This window comes from Pseudomonas sp. GW821-FHT05D12 (assembly GCF_059419825.1).
Window position 1 is genome coordinate 101,296 of record NZ_JBWKSN010000005.1, and the last position, 25,695, is coordinate 126,990.

21 protein-coding genes are annotated in these 25,695 nt (G+C 59.1%); 12 read left to right on the top strand and 9 right to left on the bottom strand.

Going from position 1 to position 25,695, the window contains the following annotated elements:
- Positions 1-19: 19 nt before the first annotated feature.
- Positions 20-1,393, top strand: a complete 1,374-nt coding sequence (gene trkA, locus AC07SI_RS10805) for a Trk system potassium transporter TrkA (protein ID WP_065902713.1) — start codon at positions 20-22, stop codon at positions 1,391-1,393.
- A 136-nt stretch (positions 1,394-1,529) separates the two neighbouring features.
- A complete protein-coding gene (locus AC07SI_RS10810; RefSeq protein ID WP_495005711.1) occupies positions 1,530-1,841 on the top strand; it encodes a tetratricopeptide repeat protein in 312 nt (103 codons plus the stop codon).
- A gap of 136 nt (positions 1,842-1,977) precedes the next feature.
- On the opposite strand, the gene AC07SI_RS10815 is transcribed toward AC07SI_RS10810, so the two are convergent.
- Both AC07SI_RS10815 and AC07SI_RS10820 read right to left on the bottom strand, forming a co-directional pair.
- Positions 1,978-2,865: a lysophospholipid acyltransferase gene (locus tag AC07SI_RS10815; RefSeq protein ID WP_065902711.1), complete on the bottom strand. Its 888-nt coding sequence runs from the start codon at positions 2,863-2,865 to the stop codon at positions 1,978-1,980.
- 40 nt (positions 2,866-2,905) lie between these two features.
- The gene (locus tag AC07SI_RS10820) at positions 2,906-3,463 is read right to left on the bottom strand and encodes a DNA-3-methyladenine glycosylase I (protein WP_495005712.1); all 558 of its coding nucleotides are present in this window, start codon (positions 3,461-3,463) and stop codon (positions 2,906-2,908) included.
- Positions 3,464-3,544: 81 nt separating this feature from the next.
- Here AC07SI_RS10820 and glyQ point away from each other — a divergent pair, with 81 nt between their 5' ends.
- The 4 genes from glyQ (at position 3,545) to AC07SI_RS10840 (ending at position 7,941) form a co-directional block, all read left to right on the top strand.
- Positions 3,545-4,498 (top strand): glycine--tRNA ligase subunit alpha, encoded by a 954-nt coding sequence (gene glyQ, locus AC07SI_RS10825; protein ID WP_003187265.1) that lies wholly within the window; start codon positions 3,545-3,547, stop codon positions 4,496-4,498.
- Positions 4,495-6,549: a glycine--tRNA ligase subunit beta gene (gene glyS / locus AC07SI_RS10830; RefSeq protein ID WP_065902707.1), complete on the top strand. Its 2,055-nt coding sequence runs from the start codon at positions 4,495-4,497 to the stop codon at positions 6,547-6,549. Before glyQ ends, glyS begins: the two co-directional genes overlap by 4 nt.
- Complete coding sequence (gene gmhB, locus AC07SI_RS10835; protein WP_174245652.1) at positions 6,549-7,088, top strand: D-glycero-beta-D-manno-heptose 1,7-bisphosphate 7-phosphatase; 540 nt, start codon at positions 6,549-6,551, stop codon at positions 7,086-7,088. The genes glyS and gmhB overlap by 1 nt, the downstream gene beginning before the upstream one ends.
- Before the next feature lie 82 nt (positions 7,089-7,170).
- A complete protein-coding gene (locus AC07SI_RS10840; protein ID WP_065902705.1) occupies positions 7,171-7,941 on the top strand; it encodes a lysophospholipid acyltransferase family protein in 771 nt (256 codons plus the stop codon).
- A gap of 182 nt (positions 7,942-8,123) precedes the next feature.
- Here the strand turns inward: AC07SI_RS10840 and AC07SI_RS10845 are convergent, their stop codons facing one another.
- Together AC07SI_RS10845 and AC07SI_RS10850 are read right to left on the bottom strand one after the other, a co-directional pair.
- Complete coding sequence (locus AC07SI_RS10845) at positions 8,124-10,403, bottom strand: CHASE2 domain-containing protein (RefSeq protein WP_495005713.1); 2,280 nt, start codon at positions 10,401-10,403, stop codon at positions 8,124-8,126.
- Between the two features lie 3 nt (positions 10,404-10,406).
- The gene (locus AC07SI_RS10850; RefSeq protein ID WP_495005803.1) at positions 10,407-11,321 is read right to left on the bottom strand and encodes a FecR family protein; all 915 of its coding nucleotides are present in this window, start codon (positions 11,319-11,321) and stop codon (positions 10,407-10,409) included.
- Between the two features lie 314 nt (positions 11,322-11,635).
- On the opposite strand from AC07SI_RS10850, the gene AC07SI_RS10855 reads away from it, so the two are divergent.
- A complete protein-coding gene (locus AC07SI_RS10855; protein WP_495005714.1) occupies positions 11,636-12,361 on the top strand; it encodes a response regulator transcription factor in 726 nt (241 codons plus the stop codon).
- 94 nt (positions 12,362-12,455) lie between these two features.
- On the opposite strand, the gene gyrB is transcribed toward AC07SI_RS10855, so the two are convergent.
- From gyrB to dnaA, 4 genes are read right to left on the bottom strand one after another with little or no spacing between them, the layout of a single operon-like run.
- On the bottom strand, positions 12,456-14,873 hold the full coding sequence (gyrB, locus tag AC07SI_RS10860) for a DNA topoisomerase (ATP-hydrolyzing) subunit B (RefSeq protein WP_065902697.1): 2,418 nt from the start codon (positions 14,871-14,873) through the stop codon (positions 12,456-12,458).
- A gap of 4 nt (positions 14,874-14,877) precedes the next feature.
- Positions 14,878-15,981: a DNA replication/repair protein RecF gene (gene recF, locus AC07SI_RS10865; protein ID WP_065902696.1), complete on the bottom strand. Its 1,104-nt coding sequence runs from the start codon at positions 15,979-15,981 to the stop codon at positions 14,878-14,880.
- 20 nt (positions 15,982-16,001) lie between these two features.
- Complete coding sequence (gene dnaN / locus AC07SI_RS10870; protein WP_053258802.1) at positions 16,002-17,105, bottom strand: DNA polymerase III subunit beta; 1,104 nt, start codon at positions 17,103-17,105, stop codon at positions 16,002-16,004.
- A 38-nt stretch (positions 17,106-17,143) separates the two neighbouring features.
- Positions 17,144-18,661, bottom strand: a complete 1,518-nt coding sequence (gene dnaA / locus AC07SI_RS10875; protein ID WP_106805571.1) for a chromosomal replication initiator protein DnaA — start codon at positions 18,659-18,661, stop codon at positions 17,144-17,146.
- A 585-nt stretch (positions 18,662-19,246) separates the two neighbouring features.
- On the opposite strand from dnaA, the gene rpmH reads away from it, so the two are divergent.
- The 5 genes from rpmH (at position 19,247) to mnmE (ending at position 23,175) form a co-directional block, all read left to right on the top strand.
- The gene (gene rpmH, locus AC07SI_RS10880) at positions 19,247-19,381 is read left to right on the top strand and encodes a 50S ribosomal protein L34 (protein ID WP_003213577.1); all 135 of its coding nucleotides are present in this window, start codon (positions 19,247-19,249) and stop codon (positions 19,379-19,381) included.
- Between the two features lie 13 nt (positions 19,382-19,394).
- Positions 19,395-19,802 (top strand): ribonuclease P protein component, encoded by a 408-nt coding sequence (gene rnpA, locus AC07SI_RS10885; protein ID WP_020302575.1) that lies wholly within the window; start codon positions 19,395-19,397, stop codon positions 19,800-19,802.
- Positions 19,795-20,040 carry a membrane protein insertion efficiency factor YidD gene (yidD, locus tag AC07SI_RS10890; RefSeq protein WP_010207715.1) on the top strand — a complete coding sequence of 82 codons (246 nt, stop codon included), beginning with the start codon at positions 19,795-19,797 and terminating at the stop codon, positions 20,038-20,040. Before rnpA ends, yidD begins: the two co-directional genes overlap by 8 nt.
- A gap of 2 nt (positions 20,041-20,042) precedes the next feature.
- On the top strand, positions 20,043-21,725 hold the full coding sequence (gene yidC, locus AC07SI_RS10895) for a membrane protein insertase YidC (RefSeq protein ID WP_495005715.1): 1,683 nt from the start codon (positions 20,043-20,045) through the stop codon (positions 21,723-21,725).
- A 79-nt stretch (positions 21,726-21,804) separates the two neighbouring features.
- Positions 21,805-23,175: a tRNA uridine-5-carboxymethylaminomethyl(34) synthesis GTPase MnmE gene (gene mnmE / locus AC07SI_RS10900; protein ID WP_065902688.1), complete on the top strand. Its 1,371-nt coding sequence runs from the start codon at positions 21,805-21,807 to the stop codon at positions 23,173-23,175.
- Between the two features lie 68 nt (positions 23,176-23,243).
- Here mnmE and AC07SI_RS10905 read toward each other — a convergent pair whose 3' ends face one another.
- Complete coding sequence (locus tag AC07SI_RS10905) at positions 23,244-25,682, bottom strand: TonB-dependent siderophore receptor (protein WP_495005716.1); 2,439 nt, start codon at positions 25,680-25,682, stop codon at positions 23,244-23,246.
- Positions 25,683-25,695: the final 13 nt, after the last annotated feature.

Sequence of the window (25,695 nt, forward strand, 5' to 3'; positions counted from 1 at the left end):
GGTTTAAGGGAGTGACCGGATGAAAATCATCATCCTTGGGGCAGGGCAGGTCGGTGGCACGCTGGCCGAACATTTGGCCAGTGAAGCCAACGACATCACTGTGGTCGACACCGATGCCGAACGCCTGCGCAACCTTGGCGACCGCCTGGACATCCGCACCGTGCAGGGCCGCGCGTCATTTCCGACGGTGCTGCGCCAGGCCGGCGCCGACGACGCCGACATGCTGGTGGCGGTGACCAACAGCGACGAGACCAATATGGTCGCCTGCCAGGTCGCCCACACCCTGTTCCACACCCCGACCAAAATCGCCCGCGTGCGTGAGGCGGCTTACCTGACCCGTGCCGGGCTTTTCGACAACGACGCGATTCCAGTGGACGTGCTGATCAGCCCGGAACAGGTGGTGACCCACTACATCAAGCGCCTGATCGAAATTCCCGGGGCCTTGCAGGTGATCGACTTCGCCGAGGGCAAGGCCCAACTGGTGGCGGTGAAGGCCTACTACGGCGGTCCGTTGGTGGGCCAGCAATTACGCCAGCTGCGCGAACACATGCCGAATGTGGAAACCCGCGTGGCGGCGATCTTCCGCCGCGACCGACCGATCCTGCCCCAGGGAGACACCGTGATCGAGGCCGACGACGAAGTATTTTTCATCGCTGCCAAAGCCAATATTCGTGCGGTGATGAGCGAAATGCGCCGGCTGGACGAGACCTACAAACGCATCGTCATCGCCGGTGGCGGGCAGATTGGCGAGCGCCTGGCCGAAGCCATCGAGAGCCGCTATCAGGTCAAGATCATCGAGATGAATCCTGCACGCTGCCGGCACTTGTCCGACACCCTCGACAGCACCGTCGTCCTCCAAGGCAGCGCCTCGGACCGTGACCTGCTGATGGAGGAGAACATCGCCGACGCCGATATCTTCCTGGCGCTGACCAACGATGACGAGGCCAACATCATGTCGTCCTTGCTGGCCAAGCGATTGGGCGCCAAGAAGGTGATGACCATCATCAACAACCCGGCCTATGTCGACCTGATCCAGGGCGGCGATATCGACATCGCCATCAGCCCGCAGCTGGCGACCATCGGCACCTTGCTTGCCCACGTGCGCCGTGGCGATATCGTCAGCGTGCACTCCCTGCGCCGTGGCGCGGCGGAAGCCATCGAGGCGATTGCCCACGGCGACGCGAAATCGAGCAAGGTGATCGGCAAGGCCATCCGCGATATCGGCCTACCGCCGGGCACCACCATTGGTGCGATCATTCGTGACGAAGAAGTGATCATTGCCCACGACGACACGGTGATCGCCACGGGTGACCATGTGATCCTGTTCCTGGTGGACAAGAAACATATCCGTGATGTGGAGAAGTTGTTCCACGTGGGGCTGAGCTTTTTCTGATCAACACATTCAGCTGAGCCTGCCGCCCTCATCGCGGGCAAGCCCGCTCCCACAGGAGATCGCGCTCCTGCTATGGAAGCGGGTTTGCCCGCGAGGGCGTTATTGAAAACCCGACCTAGCTAAAGGATGCACAGCCATGCTCGAATCCCTGGAAAAAATGCTCGCCAAGGGTGTGGATAACTCATTGCTGCGGTTTGGTTTGGGCAAGGGTTATCTGGATCTGAAGGACAACGCCAAGGCGGCGGAGCATTTGCACAAGTGCGTCGAATTTGATCCGAAGTATTCGGCGGCGTGGAAGTTGTTGGGCAAGGCGCATCAGGCCAACGGTGACAGTGCCGCAGCACGACAGGCGTGGGAAAAGGGGATCGAAGCGGCCCAGGCCCATGGCGACAAGCAGGCTGAGAAAGAGATGACGGTGTTCCTGAAGAAACTTGATCGCCAGGGGTGAATGGAGATCAAACATGTGGGAGCGGGCTTGCTCGCGAATGCGGTGTATCAGCTACCTATTCAGTGACTGACACTGCGCTTTCGCGAGCAAGCCCGCTCCCACATTGGTTTTGCATCGATCTTGAGTCAGCCGTGAATCAATACCACCGCGCCTCGCCCGGCGGGCGTTTCTTGAAGCGCTTCATGCTCCACATGTACTGGCTCGGGTAGGCGCCGACATAACGCTCCACCACCTTGCTCATCGCCGCGCAGGAGGTGGCAGTGTCGGTGCTGTACATGTCTTCCGGCGCCGCTTCCAAGATCACTTTGTAACCCGAGCCGTCCGGCAGCCGCAGGGCATGCAGGAACACGCCGACGGCCTTGTGCCCCGCCAACATGTTCGGCACGAACTTGCTGGTCAGGGCCTGGGTGGCGAAGAACGGTACGAAGATACCGGCCGACTCCGCCGGCTCCGGATCGGCAGGGATGCCCACCTGGCCGCCTTTGCGCACTTCCTTGATCACACTGAGGATGCCTTCCTTGGTGGAGGCCGCCACGCGGTTACCCAATTGCACGCGCTGTTTGCGCAGCAATTCGTCCACGGCCTTGAGCTTGGGCGGACGGTAAAAGATGATCGGTTTGCACTGGCTGCAATAGAAGTGGTTCAACACCTCCCAGTTGCCCAGGTGGCTGGTGATACCGACCACGCCCTTGCCCGAGGCCAGGGCTTCATGCAGCACTTCCAGGCCTTCGACTTCGCGCACCAGGTCGATGGAGCGCTGGGCCGGCCAGATCCAGGCGCAGGCGCTTTCGGTCAGCGACTTGCCGATGTCCATCAGGCTGCGACCGACCAGGCGTTCGCGCTCGACCGGGTCCATCTCGGGGAAGCATTTGGAGAGGTTGATCCGCACCGTGTCGCGAGAGCGGTTGGGGGTCTTCCACATGATCCAGCCAATCGCCGTGCCGACCGCTTGAACCGCGCGCCAGGGCAATAGGGCAAATAACCGAAGAGCGCCTACCAGCAAGGCGCCTTTAAACTTTTCCACAGGTCACTCCTGATCGTGTGTGGTGCGCAAAGCGGCCATTCTAACCGGCGTTGGCCAAGTCCGCGTAACGGTCGCAATCCTGAGTGTGGTCCATGACCATGCCCGAGGCCTGCATGAACGCGTAACAGATGGTCGGGCCGACGAAGGTGAACCCGGCTTTTTTCAGGGCGCGGCTCATGGCCTCAGCCTCCGGCGTAATGGCCGGGACCTGGCTGCGGTCCTTGAAATGATTGACCTTGGACACGCCGCCCACAAACGACCACAGAAACTCCACCGGGTCCTCCAGCGCCAGCCAGGCAGCGGCATTGCGTCGGGTGGCGTTGAGCTTGAGGCGATTGCGCACGATGCCCGGGTCGAGCATCAGCGCTTCGATTTCTGCATCGGTCAACTGTGCCAGGCGCTGGGCATCAAAGCCGAACAAGACCTTTCGATAATGCTCGCGTTTGCGTAAAACGGTGATCCAGGACAGGCCCGCCTGGAACCCTTCGAGCAAAAGCAACTCGAACAAACCCTGCGCATCGCGCAGCGGCGTTCCCCACTCTTGATCGTGATAAGCCATGTACAGCGGATCTTCAGAACACCAAAAGCAGCGTGGCATAAGGCTCCAGGGAGTGGTGGCAGGGCCGAATCGGGTATACTCCCGCTCTTTAAATCGCAGCCCAAGTAACAGGTGAATTTCGTGAGCCAGCCTACGCCAGCCGTGCGTACCTTCCAAGACTTGATCCTCGCCCTCCAGCAATACTGGGCCGAGCAAGGTTGTGTGGTACTTCAGCCCTACGATATGGAAGTAGGCGCCGGCACTTTCCACACCGCTACCTTCCTGCGGGCCATCGGCCCGGAAACCTGGAACGCCGCTTATGTGCAGCCCAGTCGTCGCCCGACTGACGGCCGCTACGGCGAAAACCCGAACCGTCTGCAGCACTACTACCAGTTCCAGGTAGTCCTGAAGCCGAACCCGGACAACTTCCAGGAACTGTACCTGGGCTCGTTGAAACATGTCGGCCTGGACCCGCTGGTCCACGACATCCGTTTCGTCGAAGACAACTGGGAATCGCCAACCCTGGGCGCCTGGGGCCTGGGCTGGGAAGTCTGGCTCAACGGCATGGAAGTGACCCAGTTCACCTACTTCCAGCAAGCGGGCGGCATCGAGTGCTACCCGGTGACCGGCGAGATCACCTACGGTCTCGAGCGCCTGGCCATGTACCTGCAAGGCGTGGATTCGGTCTACGACCTGGTGTGGGCTGACGGCCCGTTCGGCAAAGTCACCTACGGCGACGTGTTCCACCAGAACGAAGTGGAGCAATCCACCTACAACTTCGAACATGCCAACGTCGACAAGCTGTTCGAACTGTTCGACTTCTATGAAAGCGAAGCCAAGCGCCTGATCGAACTCGACCAGCCGCTGCCGTTGCCGAGCTATGAAATGGTGTTGAAGGCGTCCCATACCTTCAACCTGCTGGATGCTCGCCGTGCCATCTCGGTAACCGCGCGCCAGCAATACATCCTGCGTGTGCGCACCCTGGCGCGTTCCGTCGCCCAAGCCTACCTGCTGGCTCGCGCCAAGCTGGGCTTCCCGATGGCTACCCCGGATTTGCGTGATGAAGTGTTGGCTAAGCTGGAGGCTGCACAATGAGTGCTCAAGATTTTCTGGTTGAACTGGGCACCGAAGAGCTGCCACCCAAGGCACTCAATACTCTGGCCGACGCGTTTCTGGCCGGTATCGAAAAAGGCCTGCACAGCGCTGGCCTGAAGTTTGAAGCGAAAAAAGTCTACGCCGCGCCACGTCGCCTGGCCGTATTGCTGACCGCGCTGGAAACCCAGCAGCCAGACCGTAACATCAACCTGGACGGCCCACCGCGCCAGGCCGCTTTCGATGCTGACGGCAACCCGACCCAAGCGGCCCTGGGCTTTGCCAAGAAGTGTGGCGTCGAGCTGAGCGAAATCGATCAGAGCGGCCCGAAACTGCGTTTCAGCCAGGTCATCAAGGGCAAGCCAACGGCCAGCCTGTTGCCGACCATCGTGGAAGATTCCCTGAACGACCTGCCGATCCCCAAGCGCATGCGCTGGGGCGCGCGCAAGGAAGAGTTCGTGCGTCCGACCCAATGGCTGGTGATGCTGCTCGGTGACCAGGTCATCGACTGCACGCTCCTTGCCCAGAAGGCCGGCCGTGATTCCCGTGGCCACCGCTTCCACCATCCGCAGAGCGTGCGCATCACCTCGCCGGCCAACTACCTCGACGACTTGCGTGCAGCCTACGTGCTGGCCGATGCCAACGAGCGTCGCGAGCTGATCAGCAAGCGCACTGAAGAGCTGGCCCGCCTGCAGGAAGGCACCGCTATCGTGCCGCCAAGCCTGCTCGACGAAGTGACCGCGCTGGTTGAATGGCCGGTGCCGCTGGTGTGCTCGTTCGAAGAGCGTTTCCTCGACGTGCCGCAAGAGGCGTTGATCACCACCATGCAGGACAACCAGAAGTACTTCTGCCTGCTGGACGTGGATGGCAAGTTGCTGCCGCGCTTTATCACCGTGGCCAACATCGAGAGCAAGGACCCACAGCAGATCATCGCCGGTAACGAGAAAGTCGTGCGCCCGCGCCTGACCGACGCCGAGTTCTTCTTCAAGCAAGACAAGAAGCAGAAGCTCGAAGACTTCAACCTGCGCCTGCAAAACGTGGTGTTCCAGGAAAAACTCGGCAGCGTCTACGACAAAGCCGTGCGCGTCTCCAAGCTGGCCGCCTACATCGCGCCACGCATTGGTGGGGATGCTGCCTGGGCTGCGCGTGCAGGCTTGCTGTCCAAGTGCGACCTGGCCACCGAGATGGTCGGCGAGTTCCCGGAGATGCAAGGTGTTGCCGGCTACTACTACGCCCTCAACGACGGAGAGCCGGACGATGTCGCCCTGGCGTTGAACGAGCAGTACATGCCGCGCGGTGCCGGCGCTGAACTGCCGACCACCCTGACCGGTGCAGCCGTGGCGATCGCCGACAAGCTGGACACCCTCGTGGGTATCTTCGGTATCGGCATGTTGCCTACCGGCAGCAAAGACCCGTATGCCCTGCGCCGTGCGGCCCTGGGCGTGCTGCGTATCCTGATCGACAAGAAGCTGGACCTCGACCTGACCCAGGCCGTGGTGTTCGCGGTCGGCCAGTTCGGCGGCAAGGTCAAGCAGGCCGGCCTGGCCGAGCAAGTCCTGGAGTTCGTGTTCGACCGCCTGCGTGCGCGTTACGAAGACGAAGGCGTGGATGTCTCGGTGTACCTGTCGGTACGTGCCCTGCAGCCGGGTTCGGCGCTGGACTTCGACCAGCGCGTACAAGCCGTGCAGGCCTTCCGCAAACTGCCTGAGGCCGATGCCCTGGCCGCCGTGAACAAGCGCGTGTCGAACCTGCTGAGCAAGGCCGAAGGCCTGGGCAACGCCGATGTCGACCCTGGCCTGTTTGCCGATGCCAAGGAGTTCTCGCTGAACTCGGCCATTGCCAAGGCAGAGAACGCCGTGAAGCCGCTGATCGCCGAACGCAACTACGCCGAAGCCCTGGCGCGCCTGGCCACCTTGCGTGAGCCGGTGGATGCGTTCTTCGAAGCGGTGATGATCAATGCCGAAGACGCGGGTGTACGCAAAAACCGCTACGCCATGCTGGCGCGTCTGCGTGGCCTGTTCATCAATATCGCCGACATTTCCGTACTGGGCTGATCATGTTGAAACTGCTGATTCTCGATCGGGACGGGGTGATCAACTACGACTCCGACGCTTACATCAAGTCGGTGGCGGAGTGGATTCCACTGCCCGGCTCGATCGAGGCCATCGCGCAGTTGAGCAAAGCCGGCTGGACGGTGGCCATCGCCACCAATCAGTCCGGCATCGCCCGCGGTTACTACGACATCGCCACCCTGGACGCCATGCACGCGCGCTTGCGCACGTTAGTGGCCGAGCAGGGCGGTGAGGTGGGGCTGGTGGTGTACTGCCCCCACGGGCCGGATGAGGGCTGCGATTGCCGCAAACCCAAGCCTGGCATGTTGAAAACCATTGCAGAACATTACAAGGTGCCCTTGGCTGGGCTATGGTTCGTCGGGGACAGCCTCGGTGACCTGGAGGCGGCCAAAGCCGTCGACTCTCAGCCAGTTTTGGTTAAGACCGGGAAAGGCGAAAAGACCCAGGCGAAAAACCTGCCGGTAGGCACCTTGATTTTTGACGATCTGGCGGCGGTTGCCGCAGAACTTATCAACAACTAGCCGCCCTCGACTTCCTGACCAAGGACCGTTCGGGAGTGCGCTTTTAACAGGCGGGCGTTGTCCCGCAACGGTAAATGCCGCCATGTCGATTTTGCAGGCCATCAGAACCTTTTTCTTTTACCTGCTGTTGGGCACCAGTTCTTTCCTCTGGTGCACCCTGAGCTTTTTTATCGCGCCTTTCCTGCCGTTTAAGGCGCGCTATCGTTTTATCAACGTCTATTGGTGTCGCTGCGCGTTGTGGCTGACCAAGGTGTTCCTCAATATCCGTTTCGAGGTGAAGGGCGCCGAAAACGTGCCGGACCAGCCGTGCGTGATTCTGTCGAACCACCAGAGCACCTGGGAGACGTTCTTTCTCTCGGCGTACTTCTCGCCCCTGAGCCAGGTGCTCAAGCGTGAGCTGCTGTACGTGCCGTTCTTCGGCTGGGCCATGGCCATGTTGCGTCCCATCGCGATTGACCGTGACAACCCCAAGGCGGCGCTCAAGCACGTGGCCAAGAAGGGCGACGAGCTGCTCAAGGACGGCGTGTGGGTGTTGATCTTCCCCGAGGGTACCCGCGTGCCCTACGGCACCGTAGGCAAGTTCTCACGCGGTGGTACCGCGTTGGCAGTCAACGCCCACCTGCCGGTCTTGCCGATTGCGCATAACGCCGGCAAGTACTGGCCAAAGACCGGCTGGGCCAAGCGTGAGGGCACCATCACCGTAGTGATTGGCGAACCGATGTATGCAGAAGGTGAAGGCCCGCGCGCCATTGCCGCGCTGAATGACCGTGCTGCGGCCTGGAATGAAGCGCAGCAGCGGGCCATGGGTTCGCTGCCGCCAGAGCCGGTTGTGGTCGACACACCGGTGGTATGAGCATCTGTGGATAACCTGTGTACGGTTTGTTGGCGAATTAGTCTTTTTGACTTATAAGAAGCTGATTTACTTACATATTTCCCAAGCTCATAAAATAGCGGAAAAGGTGCATAAGTTTTTCTCGCAGAAAAAAACCGGTCCTTGGGACCGGTTTTTTATGCACAGCAGGAAAGTGGGTTTTCTCACTCGTCCCACAGCGGCAACTGCAGGCTGAACGTGGTGCCTATACCGACCACGCTTTCGCAACTGATCCGCCCTCCATGACGCTCGAGAACGGCTTTGACCATGGTCAGGCCCAGCCCCAGGCCTTCACTGCCCTGCGCGGAATCGAAGCGTCGGTACTGGCTGAACAGCTCCGGTAAATCTTGCGCAGCGATCCCCGGCCCCTGGTCGCTGATGCGGCATTCCAACCAACCTTGCACAGTGGCGTGACTCAGCCGGACGGTGGTACCCGACGGGGAGTATTTGATCGCGTTCTCCAGCACGTTGAACAACGCGCGCGTGAGCAACGATTGATCGGCCCACACCATGCCCTCATCGGCTTCATCCAGGTCGTGCACCAAGTGAATGCCCTTGAGCTGGGCGATCAACGCGACTTGGTCGAAGGCATCCATCACCAGCATCGCGAACAGGGTCGGCTGGAATTGATAGCCATCAGCCTCGGCTTTTGCCAGCTGTACGAACGACTCGGTAAGGCTCAAGGCGCGTCGTACCTGCTGTTCGATCTGGGCGAATACCGGTGACTCGCCGTTGTGCACATCCAGCAACGCGAGGATCGCCGAGTGCGGCGCGCGCAGGTCATGGGACAGGAAGCGCAGCATGGTCTCGCGATGCTGCTGGGCATCACGCTCCTTGCTCAGGTCCGTCAGGCTCAACAGCCAACCGAGTGCGACATCACCTTCTGCCGGCAGCAAGGGGGCCAGCTCCATGCGCAGGCTGCGCTGGCGGATATCTCGGAACTCGACGAGTTCGAGTGCGGACAGGGCAGGGCGCACACCATTGTGCAGCGGTGGATAACCGAGGTCGGCGAGTTGTTCGATGAGGTTTTCGTTGACCAGGTCATTGCCGAACACCTCACGGGCAATGCGATTTGCCAGCAAAATATTGCCGCCGGGGTCGGTAATCAGGGTGGCTACCGGTAAGCACTCCAGGCCATCGGCCATAAAGCGCCGCGTATCTCGCGTGCGGCTCACGGCTTGCTCCAGCGCGAAGATACGCCCCTGCAAAACATCGCCGTGGCTGGCGGGCGCGCGCCGGCGCTCGGGGAGCACTTTGGGCTCGTTATCCAGCCGCGCCAGCTCCCAGCCAAAATAGGCGAGGATCGCGCTCAGGCGCCGCCAGTTCCAGATCAGGTAGCTCAGTAACAAACCAATCAAGCAGGCCGCCGGCGACCACCAGTGGCCCAGGCGCAGCAGCGCCCAGGCACCGAACAACGCCGTGGCCATGCAGCTCAGGGTCATCCATAGCGCATAGCGCGGGCGGTACAGCAACAATCCCAGCAACAATGCGACCAGCGACGTCGCCAGGGTTGCCGCCAGCCATGCGGGCACGTCAACGATGCTTCGCCCTTGCAGCAAGCCATTGAGCACATTGGCCTGGATCTCTACGCCGGCCGTGGTGCCAACGGTGGAGGAGAGGGGCGTGACGAATCGATCGCCCATTCCGGAGGCCGTGGCGCCCACGAGAATCAGACGGTCGCGCAGTTGCTCGGGAGGCACCTCACCGTTTAATACACTGACGTAGGACACACTAGGGAAATGCGTGTGGGGCGCGATGAACGGGATGCGAATGGCATGCTCCCGGTGCCAGTGTTGATCGACCGGCTCACGTGCCTCTCCCGGCATCGGCGACTTCTCACCGCTCATCTCATAGGCCAGCCATGCCAACTGCGCAACGGCAGCATCCGGTGGGCCCTCGCGCATATACAAGCTGCGCACCACGCCGTCGTTGTCGGCTTCCACGTTGATATGGCCGACACCCCTGGCACATTTCAGCAGCGCCGACATTTGCTCGCCTGGCCGGCTGTAGCTGGCGGTGCTATCGCGCAACAGTGGCAACAACACGTTACCGGCGTTGCACACGGCATCGGCCAGGCGTTTGTCATTAACGGGGTTGCCGGGCTCGCTGAAGATCACATCAAACAGGATGCCAGCGGGTTGTGCGGCATTCAGGCGGTCGATGAGGTCGGCGTGCAAACTGCGCGGCCAAGGCCATTGACCGAGCTTTTTCAGGCTTTGATCGTCAATCGTCACCAGCAAAATACGCGGGTCCACCGGCAGTGGGGTCAGCCGACGCAGGCTGTCATATAACGGGTTGTTCAAGGCAAGGCCGGGGCTCAGTGACAGATAGGCCGTGATCGGCAGCAGCAGTAAACCGATCCACAGCCACTCGCGGACCAGGCCATGGAACAAGCGCTGGGCGTGGGTGGGCTGGCGTTTCTCGGGCTTGCCCCAGAGCATCATCGGTCAGCCACCGGTAGCCTGCGCCTGTGCGGCGGGAGGGTAGTAGAAAATGTCATAGACCCCGGGTTCTCCTTCCAGTCCGTGGGCGTCATACGCCGACAAACGCACGTGATAAAACGACGCCTTGAGCCCAGTGAAGCTCATTTTCGGCTCACTGGAGAAGTTTTCCTGCTTGATGTTCATGAAGGCTTTATCAGTCGCCACCTGGGCGCGATAACGTTGCGCGCCCGCCAATGGCCGCAGGTATAGACGCCAGACGGGCGCGTCGCCTTTCTGCCCATCCTGGCCAATGAGTTTCGGCGCGGGCAGCAACGCTAACGGCTCAAGCTCGCCTTGTTTCTTGAACAGCAGCCCTTGTCGCGCGCCGACCTTTACTTCGCTGTCAGACGGGCCAGCCTTGCTGTCACGGTTGACCGCGACCTGGCCGTCGAGTACTTCGAGCACCGATTGCTCACCATCGTCGCGCACTCGAAAATGTGTGCCACGTACCCCCAGCACGCCCACCGGCGTGACGATCTGGAAGCGATCATAATCGGTGGCCCGCTTGATCACATACGCTTCGGCCTGGCCTTGTTCGAGCATCACTTGGGGGATCAACTGCTTCTCGTCGAGGTGCAGGCGCACCTGGGAACTGGACGGCAGCACCACCCGAGAACCGTCGCCGAGCAACAGGCTGACAAATGCCGCAGCGGATGTTCTCACCCCCTCTTGCTCATCAATGGTCATGCCCTCCTCCAAAGGCGTCACCTTGCCGCGTACATCGAGCTTCCAGGCTTGCCCGGTCAGGTGCTGGACAACAGCCGGCAACGGCTGCGCACGGCACAGGGTATGGTCATCGATATAGGCCGGCCGCGCTTTGGCCGATGCACCCGCAACCCCTACCGCCAGGATCAACAGTGAGGGAAGGGCGCGAAGCATTGAATGGGGGGAAAGCGTCATGGTTCTCATCAATGTCCAGGTTCCAGAGGACGTCTGACATCGGCACGCGGGCATTTACGGCAGCGTATGTGTCGGCTGATCCTTTTACTTACCCTCGGGAGCCGGTATCTTTCCCACAGAGGTACCCAGGACTTTCAGGGGGTTACGGCCCTTTGATATCAGCGTACCGAGAGATCCAAGGGGTCGTCGAATCTGACCACAATTATTCAGATTCAATGGCCGGCAACTGCGCAGTATGTGCCGTTATTCATTGGCCGTCGGCTGCCCTATATTAAGTACAAAGGACCCTCGACATGCGTGTCGCAATACTGGATGACGAACCTGCCGAGTTGCGGCGGGTGGAACAGACACTGCGACAGATCCCCGGCACCGCGGAGCAGCCTTGGTCCCTGCATTGCTTCGAGCGTGGTGAAGACCTGCTACGCCAACTGCGCCGGGAAACCTTTGACCTGCTGATACTCGACTGGCAACTGCCCGATATCACTGGCATTGCCTTGCTGCGCTGGACCCGCGAACACATGGAATCGCCGCCCGCCGTCATCATGCTCACCAGCCGCGATGCCGAGAGCGATATCGTCACGGCGCTCAATAGCGGCGCCGACGACTACGTCAGCAAACCCTTTCGTCCCAACGAACTGAAAGCCCGTGTCTCTGCAGTGTTGCGCCGCCACGGCCTGCAGAAGTCGGCGTCCCAAGAGGTGCAAAGCTTCAACGACCTGACCTTTGACGATGCTGAACTGACGGTGACCCGAGCCGGCAAACCGATCAACCTGACCGAGCGTGAATACCGCCTGGCCAGTTGCCTGTTCGCCAACCTGGCCCGACCGCTGTCTCGCGAGTACCTCTATGAGCGCTTCTGGACTCATGAAGAAATGGTCTCGTCTCGCCCACTGGATACGCATATCTACCGGCTGCGTAACAAGCTTGGGCTGACGGCGGATCGGGGCTGGCAGCTGTTGACGATCTATGGGTATGGGTATCGATTGGAGAGTGTCGCAACGGCGCCATCGCCCAAATGAAATGGCGATGTTCCACGTGGAGCATTTAAAAAATGCCCAATAAAAAAGGCCAACGCTGAGCGTTGGCCTTTTTGTTTTTAGCGGTCTTGCCTGATCAGAAGTCCAGGTTGGACACCGCCAATGCGTTGCTTTCGATGAAGTCACGGCGAGGTTCGACCGCATCACCCATCAGGGTGTTGAAGATCTGGTCTGCGCCAATGGCGTCTTCGATGGTCACGCGCAGCATGCGACGCTGAGCCGGGTCCATGGTGGTTTCCCACAGCTGATCCGGGTTCATTTCGCCCAGACCTTTGTATCGCTGGATGGTGTGACGCTTGGTGCTTTCAGCCATCAGCCAGTCGAGGGCTTCCTTGAATTCCTTGACCTGCTTCTTGCGTTCGCCACGCTGGATATAAGCGCCGTCGTCCAGCAGGGTGCTGAGTTGCGCCCCCAGGGTTACCACGGTCTTGTAGTCATTGCTGCCGAAGAAGTCGCGGTTGAAGGTGACGTAGTTCGACAGGCCGTGGGAGATCAGTTCGACCTCTGGCAGCCAGACATTACGTTCACGGTCTTCGCGCAGACTGGCTTTATACACCAGGCCAGATTTCTCCACGGTGCGCAGGCGCACTTCGTACTGGGCCAGCCAATCCTGCATGTGAGCGTGGTCACCCAACTGCTCCAGGCTTACGGATGGCAGGTAGATGAAGTGCTCGGTCAGCTCCTGCGGATACAGGCGCGACAGACGCTTCAGAGTCTTCATCACCATGCGGAAGTCGTTAACCAGGCGCTCCAGCGCCTCACCGGAAATGCCCGGGGCTTCGTCGTTCAAGTGCAGGCTGGCATCTTCCAGGGCCGACTGCGTCATGTACTCTTCCATGGCGTCGTCGTCTTTGATGTATTGCTCTTGCTTGCCCTTTTTCACTTTGTACAACGGCGGCTGGGCGATGTAGATGTAGCCGCGCTCGATCAGCTCCGGCAGCTGACGGAAGAAGAACGTCAGCAGCAGGGTACGGATGTGCGAACCGTCGACGTCAGCATCGGTCATGATGATGATGTTGTGGTAGCGCAGCTTGTCGATGTTGTACTCGTCACGGCCGATACCGCAGCCCAATGCTGTGATCAAGGTACCGACTTCCTGAGAGGAAATCATCTTGTCGAAGCGCGCCTTCTCGACGTTGAGGATCTTGCCCTTCAACGGCAGGATCGCCTGGGTGCGACGGTTACGACCCTGCTTGGCGGAACCGCCAGCAGAGTCACCTTCCACCAGGTACAGCTCGGAGAGGGCAGGGTCCTTCTCCTGGCAGTCAGCCAGTTTGCCTGGCAGGCCGGCGATATCCAGTGCGCCTTTACGGCGGGTCATCTCGCGAGCTTTACGCGCCGCTTCACGGGCACGAGCCGCGTCGATCATCTTGCCGACAACCAGCTTGGCTTCGTTCGGGTTTTCCAACAGGAAGTCCGAGAAGTACTTGCCCATTTCCTGTTCGACGGCGGTCTTCACTTCGGAAGACACCAGCTTGTCTTTGGTCTGGGAGCTGAACTTTGGATCCGGCACTTTCACCGAAATAATCGCGGTCAGGCCTTCGCGCGCATCGTCACCGGTAGTGGCAACTTTGTGCTTCTTGGCCAAGCCTTCGGCTTCGATGTAGGTGTTCAGGTTACGCGTCAGTGCGGAACGGAAACCCACCAGGTGAGTACCACCGTCGCGCTGAGGAATGTTGTTGGTGAAGCACAACAGGTTCTCGTTGAAGCTGTCGTTCCACTGCAGGGCGATTTCCACGCCGATGCCGTCTTCGCGCTGGATGTTGAAATGGAACACCTGGTTGACCGCAGTCTTGTTGGTGTTCAGGTATTCAACAAACGCACGCAGGCCGCCTTCGTACTTGAACAGCTCTTCCTTGCCGCTGCGCTCGTCCTTGAGGACGATACCCACACCGGAGTTGAGGAAGGACAATTCACGAATCCGCTTGGCCAGGATGTCCCAGCTGAAGTGGATGTTCTTGAAGGTTTCAGCCGATGGCTTGAAGTGGATCTGAGTACCGGTCGATTCGCTGTCGCCAACGATCTTCATCGGCTCTTTCGGTACACCGTGGACATAGGTCTGTTCCCAGATCTTGCCACTGCGGCGAACGGTCAGGATCAGCTCTTCGGACAGTGCGTTCACGACGGAAACGCCCACACCGTGCAAACCGCCGGAGACTTTATAGGAGTTGTCGTCGAACTTACCGCCGGCGTGGAGCACGGTCATGATGACCTCTGCCGCCGAAACGCCTTCTTCTTTGTGCACGTCTACCGGAATACCGCGACCGTTGTCGCGCACGGTAATCGACTCATCCGGATGGATGATGATGCTGATGTCGTCGCAGTGACCGGCCAAAGCTTCGTCGATGGAGTTGTCGACCACCTCGAACACCATGTGGTGCAGACCGCTACCGTCATCAGTGTCGCCAATGTACATACCGGGACGTTTGCGTACGGCATCCAAACCTTTCAGCACTTTAATGCTGGTCGAGTCGTACGTGTTTTCTTCGCTCATGCCTTCACTCCCGATGGTCGTGGGTCTGGGTGATACGGCCTTGTTCCACGTGGAACAAAGCGACTGGCGTATCCGTGTGCCAGCCTTCCCTCAATAATTCGTGGTCTACACAGGTGATAAACACCTGGCAGCGTAATTCTTCCAACAAGCGGCATAACGCGCGGCGGTGCTGCTCGTCGAGTTCGGACGGCAAGTCATCCACCAGATAAATACACTGACCGCGGCGGGCTTGGCTAACCAAGTGGCCTTGGGCAATCCGCAGCGCACACACCACCAACTTCTGCTGACCCCGGGACAAGATGTCCGCGGCATTGTGCGCGCCCAATCTAAGACGCAAATCAGCCCGTTGAGGGCCGGCCTGGGTATGACCCATTTGCTGATCCCGCTGCAAAGACGTGGCGAGCACGGCACTGAGGTCGCGCTCTTTGTCCCAACCACGGTAATAACTCAGCGTCAGCCCCTCGAGATCTAGCAACTCGCTCAAGGTCTGCTCAAAGACTGGTTTCAAGGCTTTGATATAGGCGCGGCGGTATTCATCTATTTCGTCGCTGGCCAGGCACAGTTCCCGGTCCCAGGCCGCTTGCGAAGCGGCGTCAAGTGTACCATGCCGCAGCCACGAGTTCCGCTGCCGCAGGGCCTTCTGCAGGCGCTGCCAAGTGGCCATGAAACGCGGTTCCACGTGGAACACTCCCCAATCGAGGAATTGCCTGCGGATTTTCGGTGCACCTTCCAACAGCCGAAAGCTGTCGGGGTTGATCAGTTGCAGTGGCAGGATTTCCGCCAACTGCGCAGCGCTGCGGGCATTTTGCCCGTCGATGCGAATCTGGAACTCCCCACCGCGATCACGCGATATCCCCAGGCTGCTGTGCCCACCTTCCGCCAGTTCGACTTGGCCAAATACCGTGCACGCCAGTTGCTCGTACTGAATCACCGGTAACAGGCGCGCACTGCGAAATGAACGGGCGAGACCCAACAGGTGAATGGCTTCCAGCACGCTGGTTTTGCCACTGCCATTGGCGCCGTGGAGAATATTGATGCGGGGGGAGGGGGAGAAGGTCACCGGGTGCAGATTGCGCACCGCGGTGACCGAGACGCGACTGAGGGACATCTAGCTTCTGCTGAGCATGATTACAGGCGCATCGGCATGACAACGTAAGCCGAGTCGTCGTTGTCGGATTCCTGCACCAGGGCACTGCTGTTGGAGTCGGACAGGATCAGGCGAACCTGTTCGGTCGTCATCACACCCAGCACGTCGAGCAGATAGCTCACGTTGAAGCCGATTTCCAGCGAGCCACCGTTGTAGTCGACGCCCACTTCTTCTTCCGCTTCTTCCTGTTCCGGGTTGTTGGCCTGGATCTTCAGCTGACCATTGGCCAGTTGCAGCCGGATGCCACGGTACTTTTCGTTGGACAGAATCGCGGTACGGCTGAACGCTTCGCGCAGGGCCTGACGATCACCAATCACCAACTTGTCGCCGCCCTTAGGCAGTACACGCTCGTAATCCGGGAATTTGCCGTCAACCAACTTGGAGGTGAAGGTGAACTCGCCGGTGGTCGCACGGATGTGGTGTTGACCCAGGACGATGCTGACGTTGCCATCCGGCTCGGTGAGCAAACGCGCCAGCTCGAGGATACCTTTGCGCGGCACGATGACCTGGTGGCGATCCGGCTGGCCGATGTCGGCTTTCATCGAGCACATGGCCAGGCGGTGACCGTCAGTGGCCACGGCGCGGATGATGCCTTCGGAGACTTCCAGCAGCATGCCGTTAAGGTAGTAACGTACGTCCTGCTGCGCCATGGCGAAGCTGGTGCGTTCAATCAAACGACGCAGTTTGCTCTGCTCCAGGCTGCACGTCAGCGAGCCAGGACCTTCTTCCACGGTCGGGAAATCATTGGCTGGCAAGGTGGACAAGGTAAAGCGGCTGCGACCGGCCTTGACCACCAACTTCTGCTCATCAACCTTGATGTCGATCAGCGCGTCGTTGGGCAGGCTTTTGCAGATGTCCATCAGCTTGCGCGCCGGCACGGTGATCTCGCCAGGCTCGGCGGGTTCTTCCAGCTGCACACGACCCACCAGCTCGACTTCCAGGTCGGTACCGGTCAAGGACAATTGCTGGCCTTCGACAACCAGCAATACGTTGGAGAGCACCGGCAAGGTCTGTCGGCGCTCGACGACGCCTGCGACCAGTTGCAGGGGTTTCAACAGGGCTTCGCGTTGAATGGTGAAATGCATGGTCTAGTCCCTTGCCTTAATAAGCTGCACTGGTGTCATCAAGTTGTCAGTGTACGCAGCAGGTTCTTGTAGTCCTCGCGAATATCCGCGTCGGATTCCTTAAGTTCATTGATCTTGCGGCATGCGTGCAAGACCGTTGTGTGGTCGCGACCACCAAACACATCACCGATTTCCGGCAGGCTGTGGTTGGTCAACTCCTTGGAGAGGGCCATGGCCACCTGACGGGGACGTGCCACCGAACGCGAACGGCGCTTGGACAGCAGGTCGGAGATCTTGATCTTGTAGTACTCGGCCACGGTGCGCTGGATGTTATCCACACTCACCAGCTTGTCTTGCAGGGCCAGCAAGTCTTTCAAGGATTCGCGAATCAACTCGATGGTGATGTCGCGGCCCATGAAGTGCGAGTGCGCAATGACCCGCTTGAGCGCGCCTTCCAGCTCACGCACGTTGGAACGAATGCGTTGGGCAATAAAGAAAGCAGCATCATGCGGCAGGTCGACCTTCGCCTGGTCGGCCTTTTTCATCAGGATCGCAACGCGGGTTTCCAGCTCCGGCGGCTCGACCGCCACGGTCAGGCCCCAGCCGAAACGTGATTTCAGGCGTTCTTCCAGGCCTTCGATTTCCTTCGGATAACGGTCACTGGTCAGGATGACCTGCTGGCCGCCTTCGAGCAGGGCGTTGAAGGTGTGGAAAAACTCTTCCTGGGAACGTTCTTTGCGCGCGAAGAATTGAATGTCATCGATCAGCAACGCATCAACCGAACGGTAGAACCGTTTGAACTCGTTGATGGCATTGAGCTGCAAGGCCTTGACCATGTCAGCCACGAAGCGCTCCGAGTGCAGGTACACGACCTTGGCATTCGGGTTCTTCTTTAATAGGTGGTTACCCACAGCGTGCATCAAGTGGGTCTTACCCAAACCGACGCCGCCATAAAGGAACAGCGGGTTGTAGCCATGCTTGGGGTTATCGGCGACCTGCCAGGCGGCCGCGCGGGCCAGCTGGTTGGATTTACCTTCGACGAAGTTCTCGAAGGTAAAGGTGCGGTTCAGGTAGCTGGTGTGCTTGAGCGCGCCTTCGACCTGCACGGTGCGCTGTTCGGCGCGGACCGGCGCCTGCTGGGAGCTGGCGCCCGCCATCGGGTCAAAACTGTCGCGGGACGGTTCTTCGTGTTCGGGCGCATTTTTTTGCGCGGCGGATTTCGAAGGTGTCGGCGCAGGAGCTGGCGTGTTGTTGACCGGTGAGGTCGCCGCCTGAGCCTGCGATGCCGCAGCCGCCAACGGCGCGTTCGGCGCAGCACGCGGGACTGAACTGCGTTTGCTGCCTATTAATAAGGAGAGCACCGGCGCGAGACCATTGCCATGTTCATCGAGCAATTCGAGAACGCGGCTCAGGTACTTCTCGTTGACCCAGTCGAGGACAAAACGGTTAGGCGCATAGACACGCAACTCGTCGCCTTCGGCTTCGACCTGTAGCGGACGGATCCAGGTGTTGAATTGCTGGGCAGGCAGCTCTTCGCGCAAAAGCTCCACGCACTGCTGCCAAAGTTCCACTGACACGGATATCCCCTAAGTTGAAAGCCGGTGAGGCAAAAACAGCCGCCATTGTAGCGGCCAGCCGTCCACTTATCCACATGTAGGTTGCGCACAGGAGGCCCAAAATCAACGCGTTAAGTGAGAAAAAGGCGACCAATGGTCTGTGCATAAGCTCTGTGGATAAGCCCACCTAAGCTCGTTGTACAAGTGGGGTCGAAAGTCTGTGGGTAACTGGCCTGTGGATAACAACCTATTCCACACACAGCTTATCCGACAGTGCAGCACAGGCAGAGCACCGTTTTCCCCCGTAGTTGTCATTCTCTGTACAGCAGGCAGCTCATGGGCTCAGGGCACTTATCCACAGAGGATCGCCTGCCTAGCTTTTATAAGCTTTACAGAAAAGCTTTAAATAACTTCCTTCTTTATTTTTATATCTATGACATGGCTCGTGAAAGCCGAGCGCATGGAAAACGGCGGATGGCCGGTAAAGATCTAATTAAAGGAAAAGCTGGTTGGAAATTGACCTAGAGGCTTGCTTTCTCTAGAATCGCCGGTCTCTTAAAACGGGGGCCATTCCGGCCCGTTGTGGACGAACCAGGTAACAACGCCATGAAACGTACTTTCCAACCAAGCACCATCAAACGCGCCCGTACCCACGGCTTCCGTGCTCGCATGGCTACCAAGAACGGCCGTGCTGTCCTGTCGCGTCGCCGCGCCAAAGGTCGTGCGCGTCTGGCAGTTTGATAATCCGGTACTGGTGGTGAGTCAGGACTTCAGTCGGGAAAAGCGTCTGCTAACCCCCCGGCACTTCAAGGCAGTCTTTGACTCCCCCACCGGCAAGGTTCCGGGGAAAAATCTCCTGCTCCTTGCGCGTAACAACGATCTTGATCATCCCCGTCTCGGGTTGGTGATCGGCAAGAAGAGCGTAAAGCTCTCCGTTGAGCGCAATCGCCTCAAGCGTCTGATGCGCGAATCGTTTCGCCTCCACCAGGACACTCTGGTTGGTTGGGATATTGTTATCGTCGCGCGCAAAGGCTTGGGTGATGTAGAAAACCCCGAATTGATTCAGCATTTCGGCAAGCTCTGGAAACGTTTGGCGCGTACCCACAAGCCAGCACCAGCAGTCAGCACCGAAACTGTAGGGGTAGACAGCCTTGATGCGTAAACTGGCCCTCGTTCCGATCCAGTTTTATCGCTATGCCATTAGTCCTCTGATGGCCAGCCACTGTCGTTTCTACCCCAGTTGTTCCTGCTACGCGTTAGAGGCCATAGAAAATCATGGTCTTCTGCGCGGTGGCTGGCTGACCTTTCGTCGTTTAGGTCGCTGTCATCCGTGGAATCCCGGTGGTTATGACCCGGTTCCACCTATCCCTACCTCCCGTTCTTCTTCGATGGCCGAGTAATCATGGATATTAAACGCACGATCCTGATCGTCGCCCTGGCAATCGTGTCCTACGTCATGGTTCTTAAGTGGAACCAGGACTACGGCCAGGCTGCCCTGCCGACTCAGAATGTTGCTACCAATCAGGCTGCGCCGGCTATTCCGGACACCCCGCTGGGTAACAATGCGTCCGCGAGTGCCGATGTTCCCAGCGCGAATGGCGAGACAAGCGCCCCTTTAGAAACGCCAGTGGTCACCAATAAAGACCTCATCCACGTGAAAACGGATGTGCTCGACCTGGCTATCGACCCCCAAGGTGGTGATATCGCGCAGTTGAAACTGCCGCTGTATCCACGTCGCCAAGACCATCCGGATGTCCCGTTCCAACTGTTCGATAACGGTGGTGAACGGACTTATCTGGCGCAAAGTGGCCTGACCGGCACCAACGGTCCGGATGCACGTGCTACCGGTCGTCCGGTTTATTCGACCGAGCAAAAGACTTATCAACTGGCTGACGGCCAGAATCAGTTGAACGTCGACCTGAAATTCAGCCTCGACGGCGTCAATTACATCAAGCGTTTCAGCTTCACCCGTGGTTTGTACGACTTGAAGGTCACTTACCTGATCGACAACGAAAGCGACAAGCCATGGAGCGGCAACCTGTTTGCCCAGCTCAAGCGTGACGCCAGTTCCGATCCTTCTTCCAGCACCGCCACTGGCACCGCGACTTACCTGGGCGCTGCCCTGTGGACAAGTAACGAGCCGTACAAAAAAGTGTCGATGAAAGACATCGACAAGGGTTCGCTGAAAGAAACCGTCCAAGGTGGCTGGGTTGCCTGGCTGCAACACTACTTCGTGACCGCCTGGATCCCGAACAAGGGTGACGCGAACCTGGTTCAAACCCGCAAGGACAGCCAGGGTAACTACATCATTGGCTTCACTGGCCCGGCGTTGACCGTCGCTCCAGGTGCCAAGGCCGAGACCAGCGCTACCCTGTACGCGGGTCCGAAAAGCCAGGCCGTGCTGAAAGAGTTGTCCCCAGGTCTTGAGTTGACTGTGGATTACGGCTTCCTCTGGTTCATTGCCCAGCCGATTTTCTGGTTGCTGCAACATATCCACAGCATTGTGGGTAACTGGGGCTTCTCGATCATCTTCCTGACCATGCTGATCAAAGGGATTTTCTTCCCGCTGTCGGCCGCCAGCTACAAGTCGATGGCGCGTATGCGTGCCGTTGCGCCGAAACTGGCCGCGCTGAAAGAGCAACATGGTGATGACCGGCAGAAAATGTCGCAGGCCATGATGGAGCTGTACAAGAAAGAGAAGATCAACCCGCTGGGTGGATGCTTGCCGATTCTGGTGCAGATGCCGGTGTTCCTGTCGTTGTACTGGGTACTCCTGGAAAGCGTGGAAATGCGCCAGGCGCCGTTCATGCTGTGGATAACTGACTTGTCGATCAAAGACCCGTTCTTTATCCTGCCGATCATCATGGGCGCGACCATGTTTATCCAGCAGCGTTTGAACCCGACTCCGCCGGATCCGATGCAGGCCAAGGTAATGAAAATGATGCCAATCATCTTCACCTTCTTCTTCCTGTGGTTCCCTGCTGGTCTGGTGCTGTACTGGGTGGTCAACAACGTGTTGTCGATCTCTCAACAGTGGTACATCACACGTAAAATCGAAGCGGCTACCAATAAAGCTGCGGCGTAATTTACTCTGCGGATAACCACTCAAGACGCCCCCTAGTGGGGCGTTTTGCTTTCTGTCACTTTTGTTCTGGAACCTGCTGATGAGCGCTCCTCGTGAAACCATCGCTGCTGTCGCTACCGCTCAAGGTCGCGGCGGTGTCGGTATCGTTCGTATTTCCGGGCCGCTTGCCGGCAGGGCAGCACTGGCGATCAGCGGTCGCGAGTTGAAGCCGCGGTATGCCCATTACGGGCCGTTCTTGGACGCTGACAACAGTGTGTTGGACGAGGGCCTGGCGCTTTATTTTCCGGGCCCGAATTCATTCACCGGCGAAGACGTCCTTGAACTGCAGGGCCACGGCGGCCCGGTAGTGCTGGATATGTTGCTGCAGCGCTGTCTGCAATTGGGTTGCCGCCTGGCTCGCCCGGGCGAATTCAGCGAGCGCGCCTTCCTCAACGACAAGCTCGACCTGGCCCAGGCTGAAGCCATTGCGGACTTGATCGAAGCCAGTTCTGCACAGGCGGCACGCAATGCGTTGCGCTCGTTGCAGGGGGCTTTTTCCCTGCGTGTGCATAACTTGACCGAGCAATTGATCAGCCTGCGCATTTACGTGGAGGCTGCGATCGATTTTCCGGAAGAGGAAATCGACTTTCTTGCCGATGGCCATGTCCTGGCAATGCTGGATAAAGTCCGCGATGAGTTATCCACAGTACTGCGTGAGGCCGGGCAGGGCGCGTTGTTGCGTGACGGTATGACCGTAGTGATTGCCGGCCGGCCGAATGCGGGCAAATCCAGTCTGCTCAACGCCCTGGCAGGTCGCGAAGCCGCGATTGTCACCGAGATCGCCGGCACCACCCGTGACATCCTGCGCGAACATATCCACATCGACGGCATGCCGTTGCACGTGGTCGACACCGCCGGCCTGCGCGACACTGAAGACCAGGTGGAAAAGATCGGCGTCGAACGCGCCCTCAAGGCAATCGGCGAAGCCGATCGCGTGCTGCTGGTGGTGGATGCCACGGCACCGGAGGCTGTGGATCCTTTTGCACTGTGGCCGGAATTCCTCGAGCAACGGCCGGACCCGGCCAAAGTCACCTTGATCCGCAACAAGGCCGACCTGACGGGCGAAGCTATCGCCCTGGAAACCAGCGAGGATGGCCACGTCACCATCAGCCTGAGCGCCAAGTCGGCAGGTGAAGGGCTGGAATTGCTGCGTGAGCATCTCAAGGCGTGCATGGGCTTCGAGCAGACGTCGGAAAGCAGCTTCAGTGCGCGCCGCAGGCACCTGGAGGCACTGCGCCACGCCAGCGCGGCGTTGGAGCATGGTCGAGCGCAGCTGACCCTGGCAGGGGCGGGGGAGCTGCTGGCTGAGGATTTACGCCAGGCGCAGCAGCTGCTGGGGGAAATCACCGGTGCATTCAGCTCCGATGATTTGTTGGGACGGATCTTTTCCAGCTTCTGCATCGGCAAATAACCAGGTTATCCACAACCCCTGCCGGCGACAGTGGCCTGAAGACGTCCAGATGCTTCAGGCCTCATCCATCACCAGTTATACGAAACTGTCCCAAGCAGTGTACGGCTGTCGCCCCAATAGCAGCGGCCCGCATCGTTACAGCCGGACACATATTCCTTGTCGAACAGGTTCTTCGCGTTCAGATCCACAGACCAGTGTTTGTCTATCTGATAACCCACTGACGCATCCACCAAGGTGACACTTCCCGCGTCGAGTTTTCCGTACAGCGATGGCCCCGTGTAGGAAAAGGTGCTGTCGAAATAACGCACACCGCCGCCCAGGGACACGCCTTTCAACTGGCCGTCGAGGAACCGGTACTTGCTCCACACCGACGCCTGGTTGCGTGGAACTCCGCTCATCTGGTGTCCTTCGACCAGCGACGTGGCCGAGTCCTTGGTAATACGTGCGTCCGTGTAGGTGTAGGCCGCAGTGAGGTTCAGGTTGGGCGTAATGTTGCTGTTGACCTCCACCTCCACGCCCTTGGCTCGGCTCTCGCCAACCTGGCGATAACTGTTGGTGGTGGCATCGAGGTAGGTGTCGTCCTGCTTGCGCAGGTCATACACCGATAATGTCATCGCGGTGTCCCAGCCGATCGGCTCGTATTTCACACCCACTTCGTACTGGCTGCTGGTGATCGGCTTCAAGGGGGAGCCGGCATTGGAAATCTGCTGCACCGGTACAAACGCGGTGGAGTAGCTGACATACGGCGTCAAGCCGTTGTCGAACTGATACATCACCCCGCCCTGATAGGTGAACTTGCGATCCTGCGAGTCGGTATTGCTGGCCTTGTTCACTTTGTCGCGGAAGTCACTGTCGACCCAGTCCTGGCGGCCTCCCAGCAGAAACAGCCAGTGGTCATATTTGCTCTGGATCTGTGCATAAACTCCTTTCATCTGCTGTTCGAGCAAGGTGTTTTGCACCGCAACCGGCGTGAGCGGGTCGCGCAGGTATACCGGGTTATACACATTGATGGTGCCGGCGAAGCCAGCGTCCCAGTCCTGGTTGAATGAGGTGCGGTCGTAGCTGGCGCCGAACAACAGGGTATTTTCCAGTTCGCCCAGCTGGAATTTGCCTTCAAGCTGGTTATCCAGGGAGTAGACCATCGACTTGTTGTAGCGGTCGTAGGCGGTCATGTTCAGTTGGGTACCGAAACCACGATTATTCAGCGCGCTTGGCCAGGTTTCGTGCCGGTTGATGCGTGACTGCATATAGCGCGAGTTCTGGCGGAACTGCCAGTCGTCGTTGAGGGTGTGGCTGAATTCGTAGCCGGTGCTCCAGGCTTCGCGTTCGAAGGTATTCCAGTCCGGATCACCGAGCATGGTGTGCTTGGACAGCTTACCGTTGGGGTTTTTAAGCAACGTGCCGGCAGCGGGCAGGCCGAGTTCCAGGTTGGTGTGGTCTTTCTGATAGTTGGCCAGCAGGGTGAGGGTGTTGTAGTCGTCGAAATTCAAGGTCAGGGAGGGCGCGATATAGAGCCGATCATCCGGGACGTGATCGGTCTGGGTGTCGGACTTGCGACCCAGCATCACCACGCGGCCAAGGATATTCTCGTTGTCATTGAGCGGACCGGAGATATCCACACCCACCTGGCGACGGTTGTTCGTGCCATACCCCAACTGCACCTCGCCTTGCGGGGTAGAAGTCGGGTGTTTGCTGACCAGGTTGACCAAGCCACCTGGGGCGTTTTCGCCGTAGAGCAGGGAAGACGGACCACGGAAAATCTCGACCCGCTCCAGGCCATAAGGCTCGCTGGTGGTGTCGTACCGATTGCCTTGTACGCGTAAGCCATCACGTAGCAGGCCGTAGCCATAATCCGTGGCGTTGAAACCGCGAATGAAGAACAGGTCGCCCGCCAGGCTGTCGCCAGCCGCAAAGGGTGGAGCGAAAATGCCGGGTACATAGCCCAATACTTCAGTCAGGCTCTGGGATTTCTGGTCCTTGATGCGCTGGCCGGTGACCACCGACACCGAGCGCGGTGTTTCCGACAGCGGCGTGCTGGTCTTGGTACCGATGCGGCTGTTTTGCGCCTTGTAGCCAACATCCGCGGCGATGTCCTGATTGAAACCCGCCTGTTGATAAGTACTCACGGTTGTTGGGGCGAGGGTCAGTTGACCTTCGGGAGCCGCCTGCAGGACATAGCTGCCGGGGGCCTGGGCGACAGCCTGCAGTCGCGAGTCTTGCAGGAGCAGTGCGAAGCCCTGATCCACCGAATAGTCCCCCTCCAGCCCTGGGGTGTTCAATTGCGCGGTTTGCTGGGGCGAAAAGGACAGAATCACATTGGCCCGGGCGGCAAACTGGCTCAAGGCGCCGTCCAGCGGGCCAGCCCCAATGGTGTAGTGCTGCACCGCGCTGGCAGCCATCGCGCCCGTGCAAAGCAACATGCTGGTGGCGGCGGCAGACGTGAGCAGCAAACCGCAGCTCATGCCGTGGTAGGAGAGTCGTTGGCGGATCTTGGTAGGAAGGCGCATAGGTGGATAAGCC

Bases quoted from the DNA above. Each gene is read 5' to 3' on its own strand.
- glyS (WP_065902707.1), top strand. From the start codon at position 4,495: ATGAGTGCTCAAGATTTTCTGGTTGAACTGGGCACCGAAGAGCTGCCA.
- gyrB (WP_065902697.1), bottom strand. From the start codon at position 14,873: ATGAGCGAAGAAAACACGTACGACTCGACCAGCATTAAAGTGCTGAAA.
- AC07SI_RS10845 (WP_495005713.1), bottom strand. From the start codon at position 10,403: ATGATGCTCTGGGGCAAGCCCGAGAAACGCCAGCCCACCCACGCCCAG.
- AC07SI_RS10810 (WP_495005711.1), top strand. From the start codon at position 1,530: ATGCTCGAATCCCTGGAAAAAATGCTCGCCAAGGGTGTGGATAACTCA.
- AC07SI_RS10820 (WP_495005712.1), bottom strand. From the start codon at position 3,463: ATGCCACGCTGCTTTTGGTGTTCTGAAGATCCGCTGTACATGGCTTAT.
- mnmE (WP_065902688.1), top strand. From the start codon at position 21,805: ATGAGCGCTCCTCGTGAAACCATCGCTGCTGTCGCTACCGCTCAAGGT.
- yidD (WP_010207715.1), top strand. From the start codon at position 19,795: ATGCGTAAACTGGCCCTCGTTCCGATCCAGTTTTATCGCTATGCCATT.
- AC07SI_RS10855 (WP_495005714.1), top strand. From the start codon at position 11,636: ATGCGTGTCGCAATACTGGATGACGAACCTGCCGAGTTGCGGCGGGTG.
- trkA (WP_065902713.1), top strand. From the start codon at position 20: ATGAAAATCATCATCCTTGGGGCAGGGCAGGTCGGTGGCACGCTGGCC.
- AC07SI_RS10840 (WP_065902705.1), top strand. From the start codon at position 7,171: ATGTCGATTTTGCAGGCCATCAGAACCTTTTTCTTTTACCTGCTGTTG.
- AC07SI_RS10850 (WP_495005803.1), bottom strand. From the start codon at position 11,321: ATGCTTCGCGCCCTTCCCTCACTGTTGATCCTGGCGGTAGGGGTTGCG.
- AC07SI_RS10905 (WP_495005716.1), bottom strand. From the start codon at position 25,682: ATGCGCCTTCCTACCAAGATCCGCCAACGACTCTCCTACCACGGCATG.
- rpmH (WP_003213577.1), top strand. From the start codon at position 19,247: ATGAAACGTACTTTCCAACCAAGCACCATCAAACGCGCCCGTACCCAC.
- yidC (WP_495005715.1), top strand. From the start codon at position 20,043: ATGGATATTAAACGCACGATCCTGATCGTCGCCCTGGCAATCGTGTCC.
- recF (WP_065902696.1), bottom strand. From the start codon at position 15,981: ATGTCCCTCAGTCGCGTCTCGGTCACCGCGGTGCGCAATCTGCACCCG.
- dnaN (WP_053258802.1), bottom strand. From the start codon at position 17,105: ATGCATTTCACCATTCAACGCGAAGCCCTGTTGAAACCCCTGCAACTG.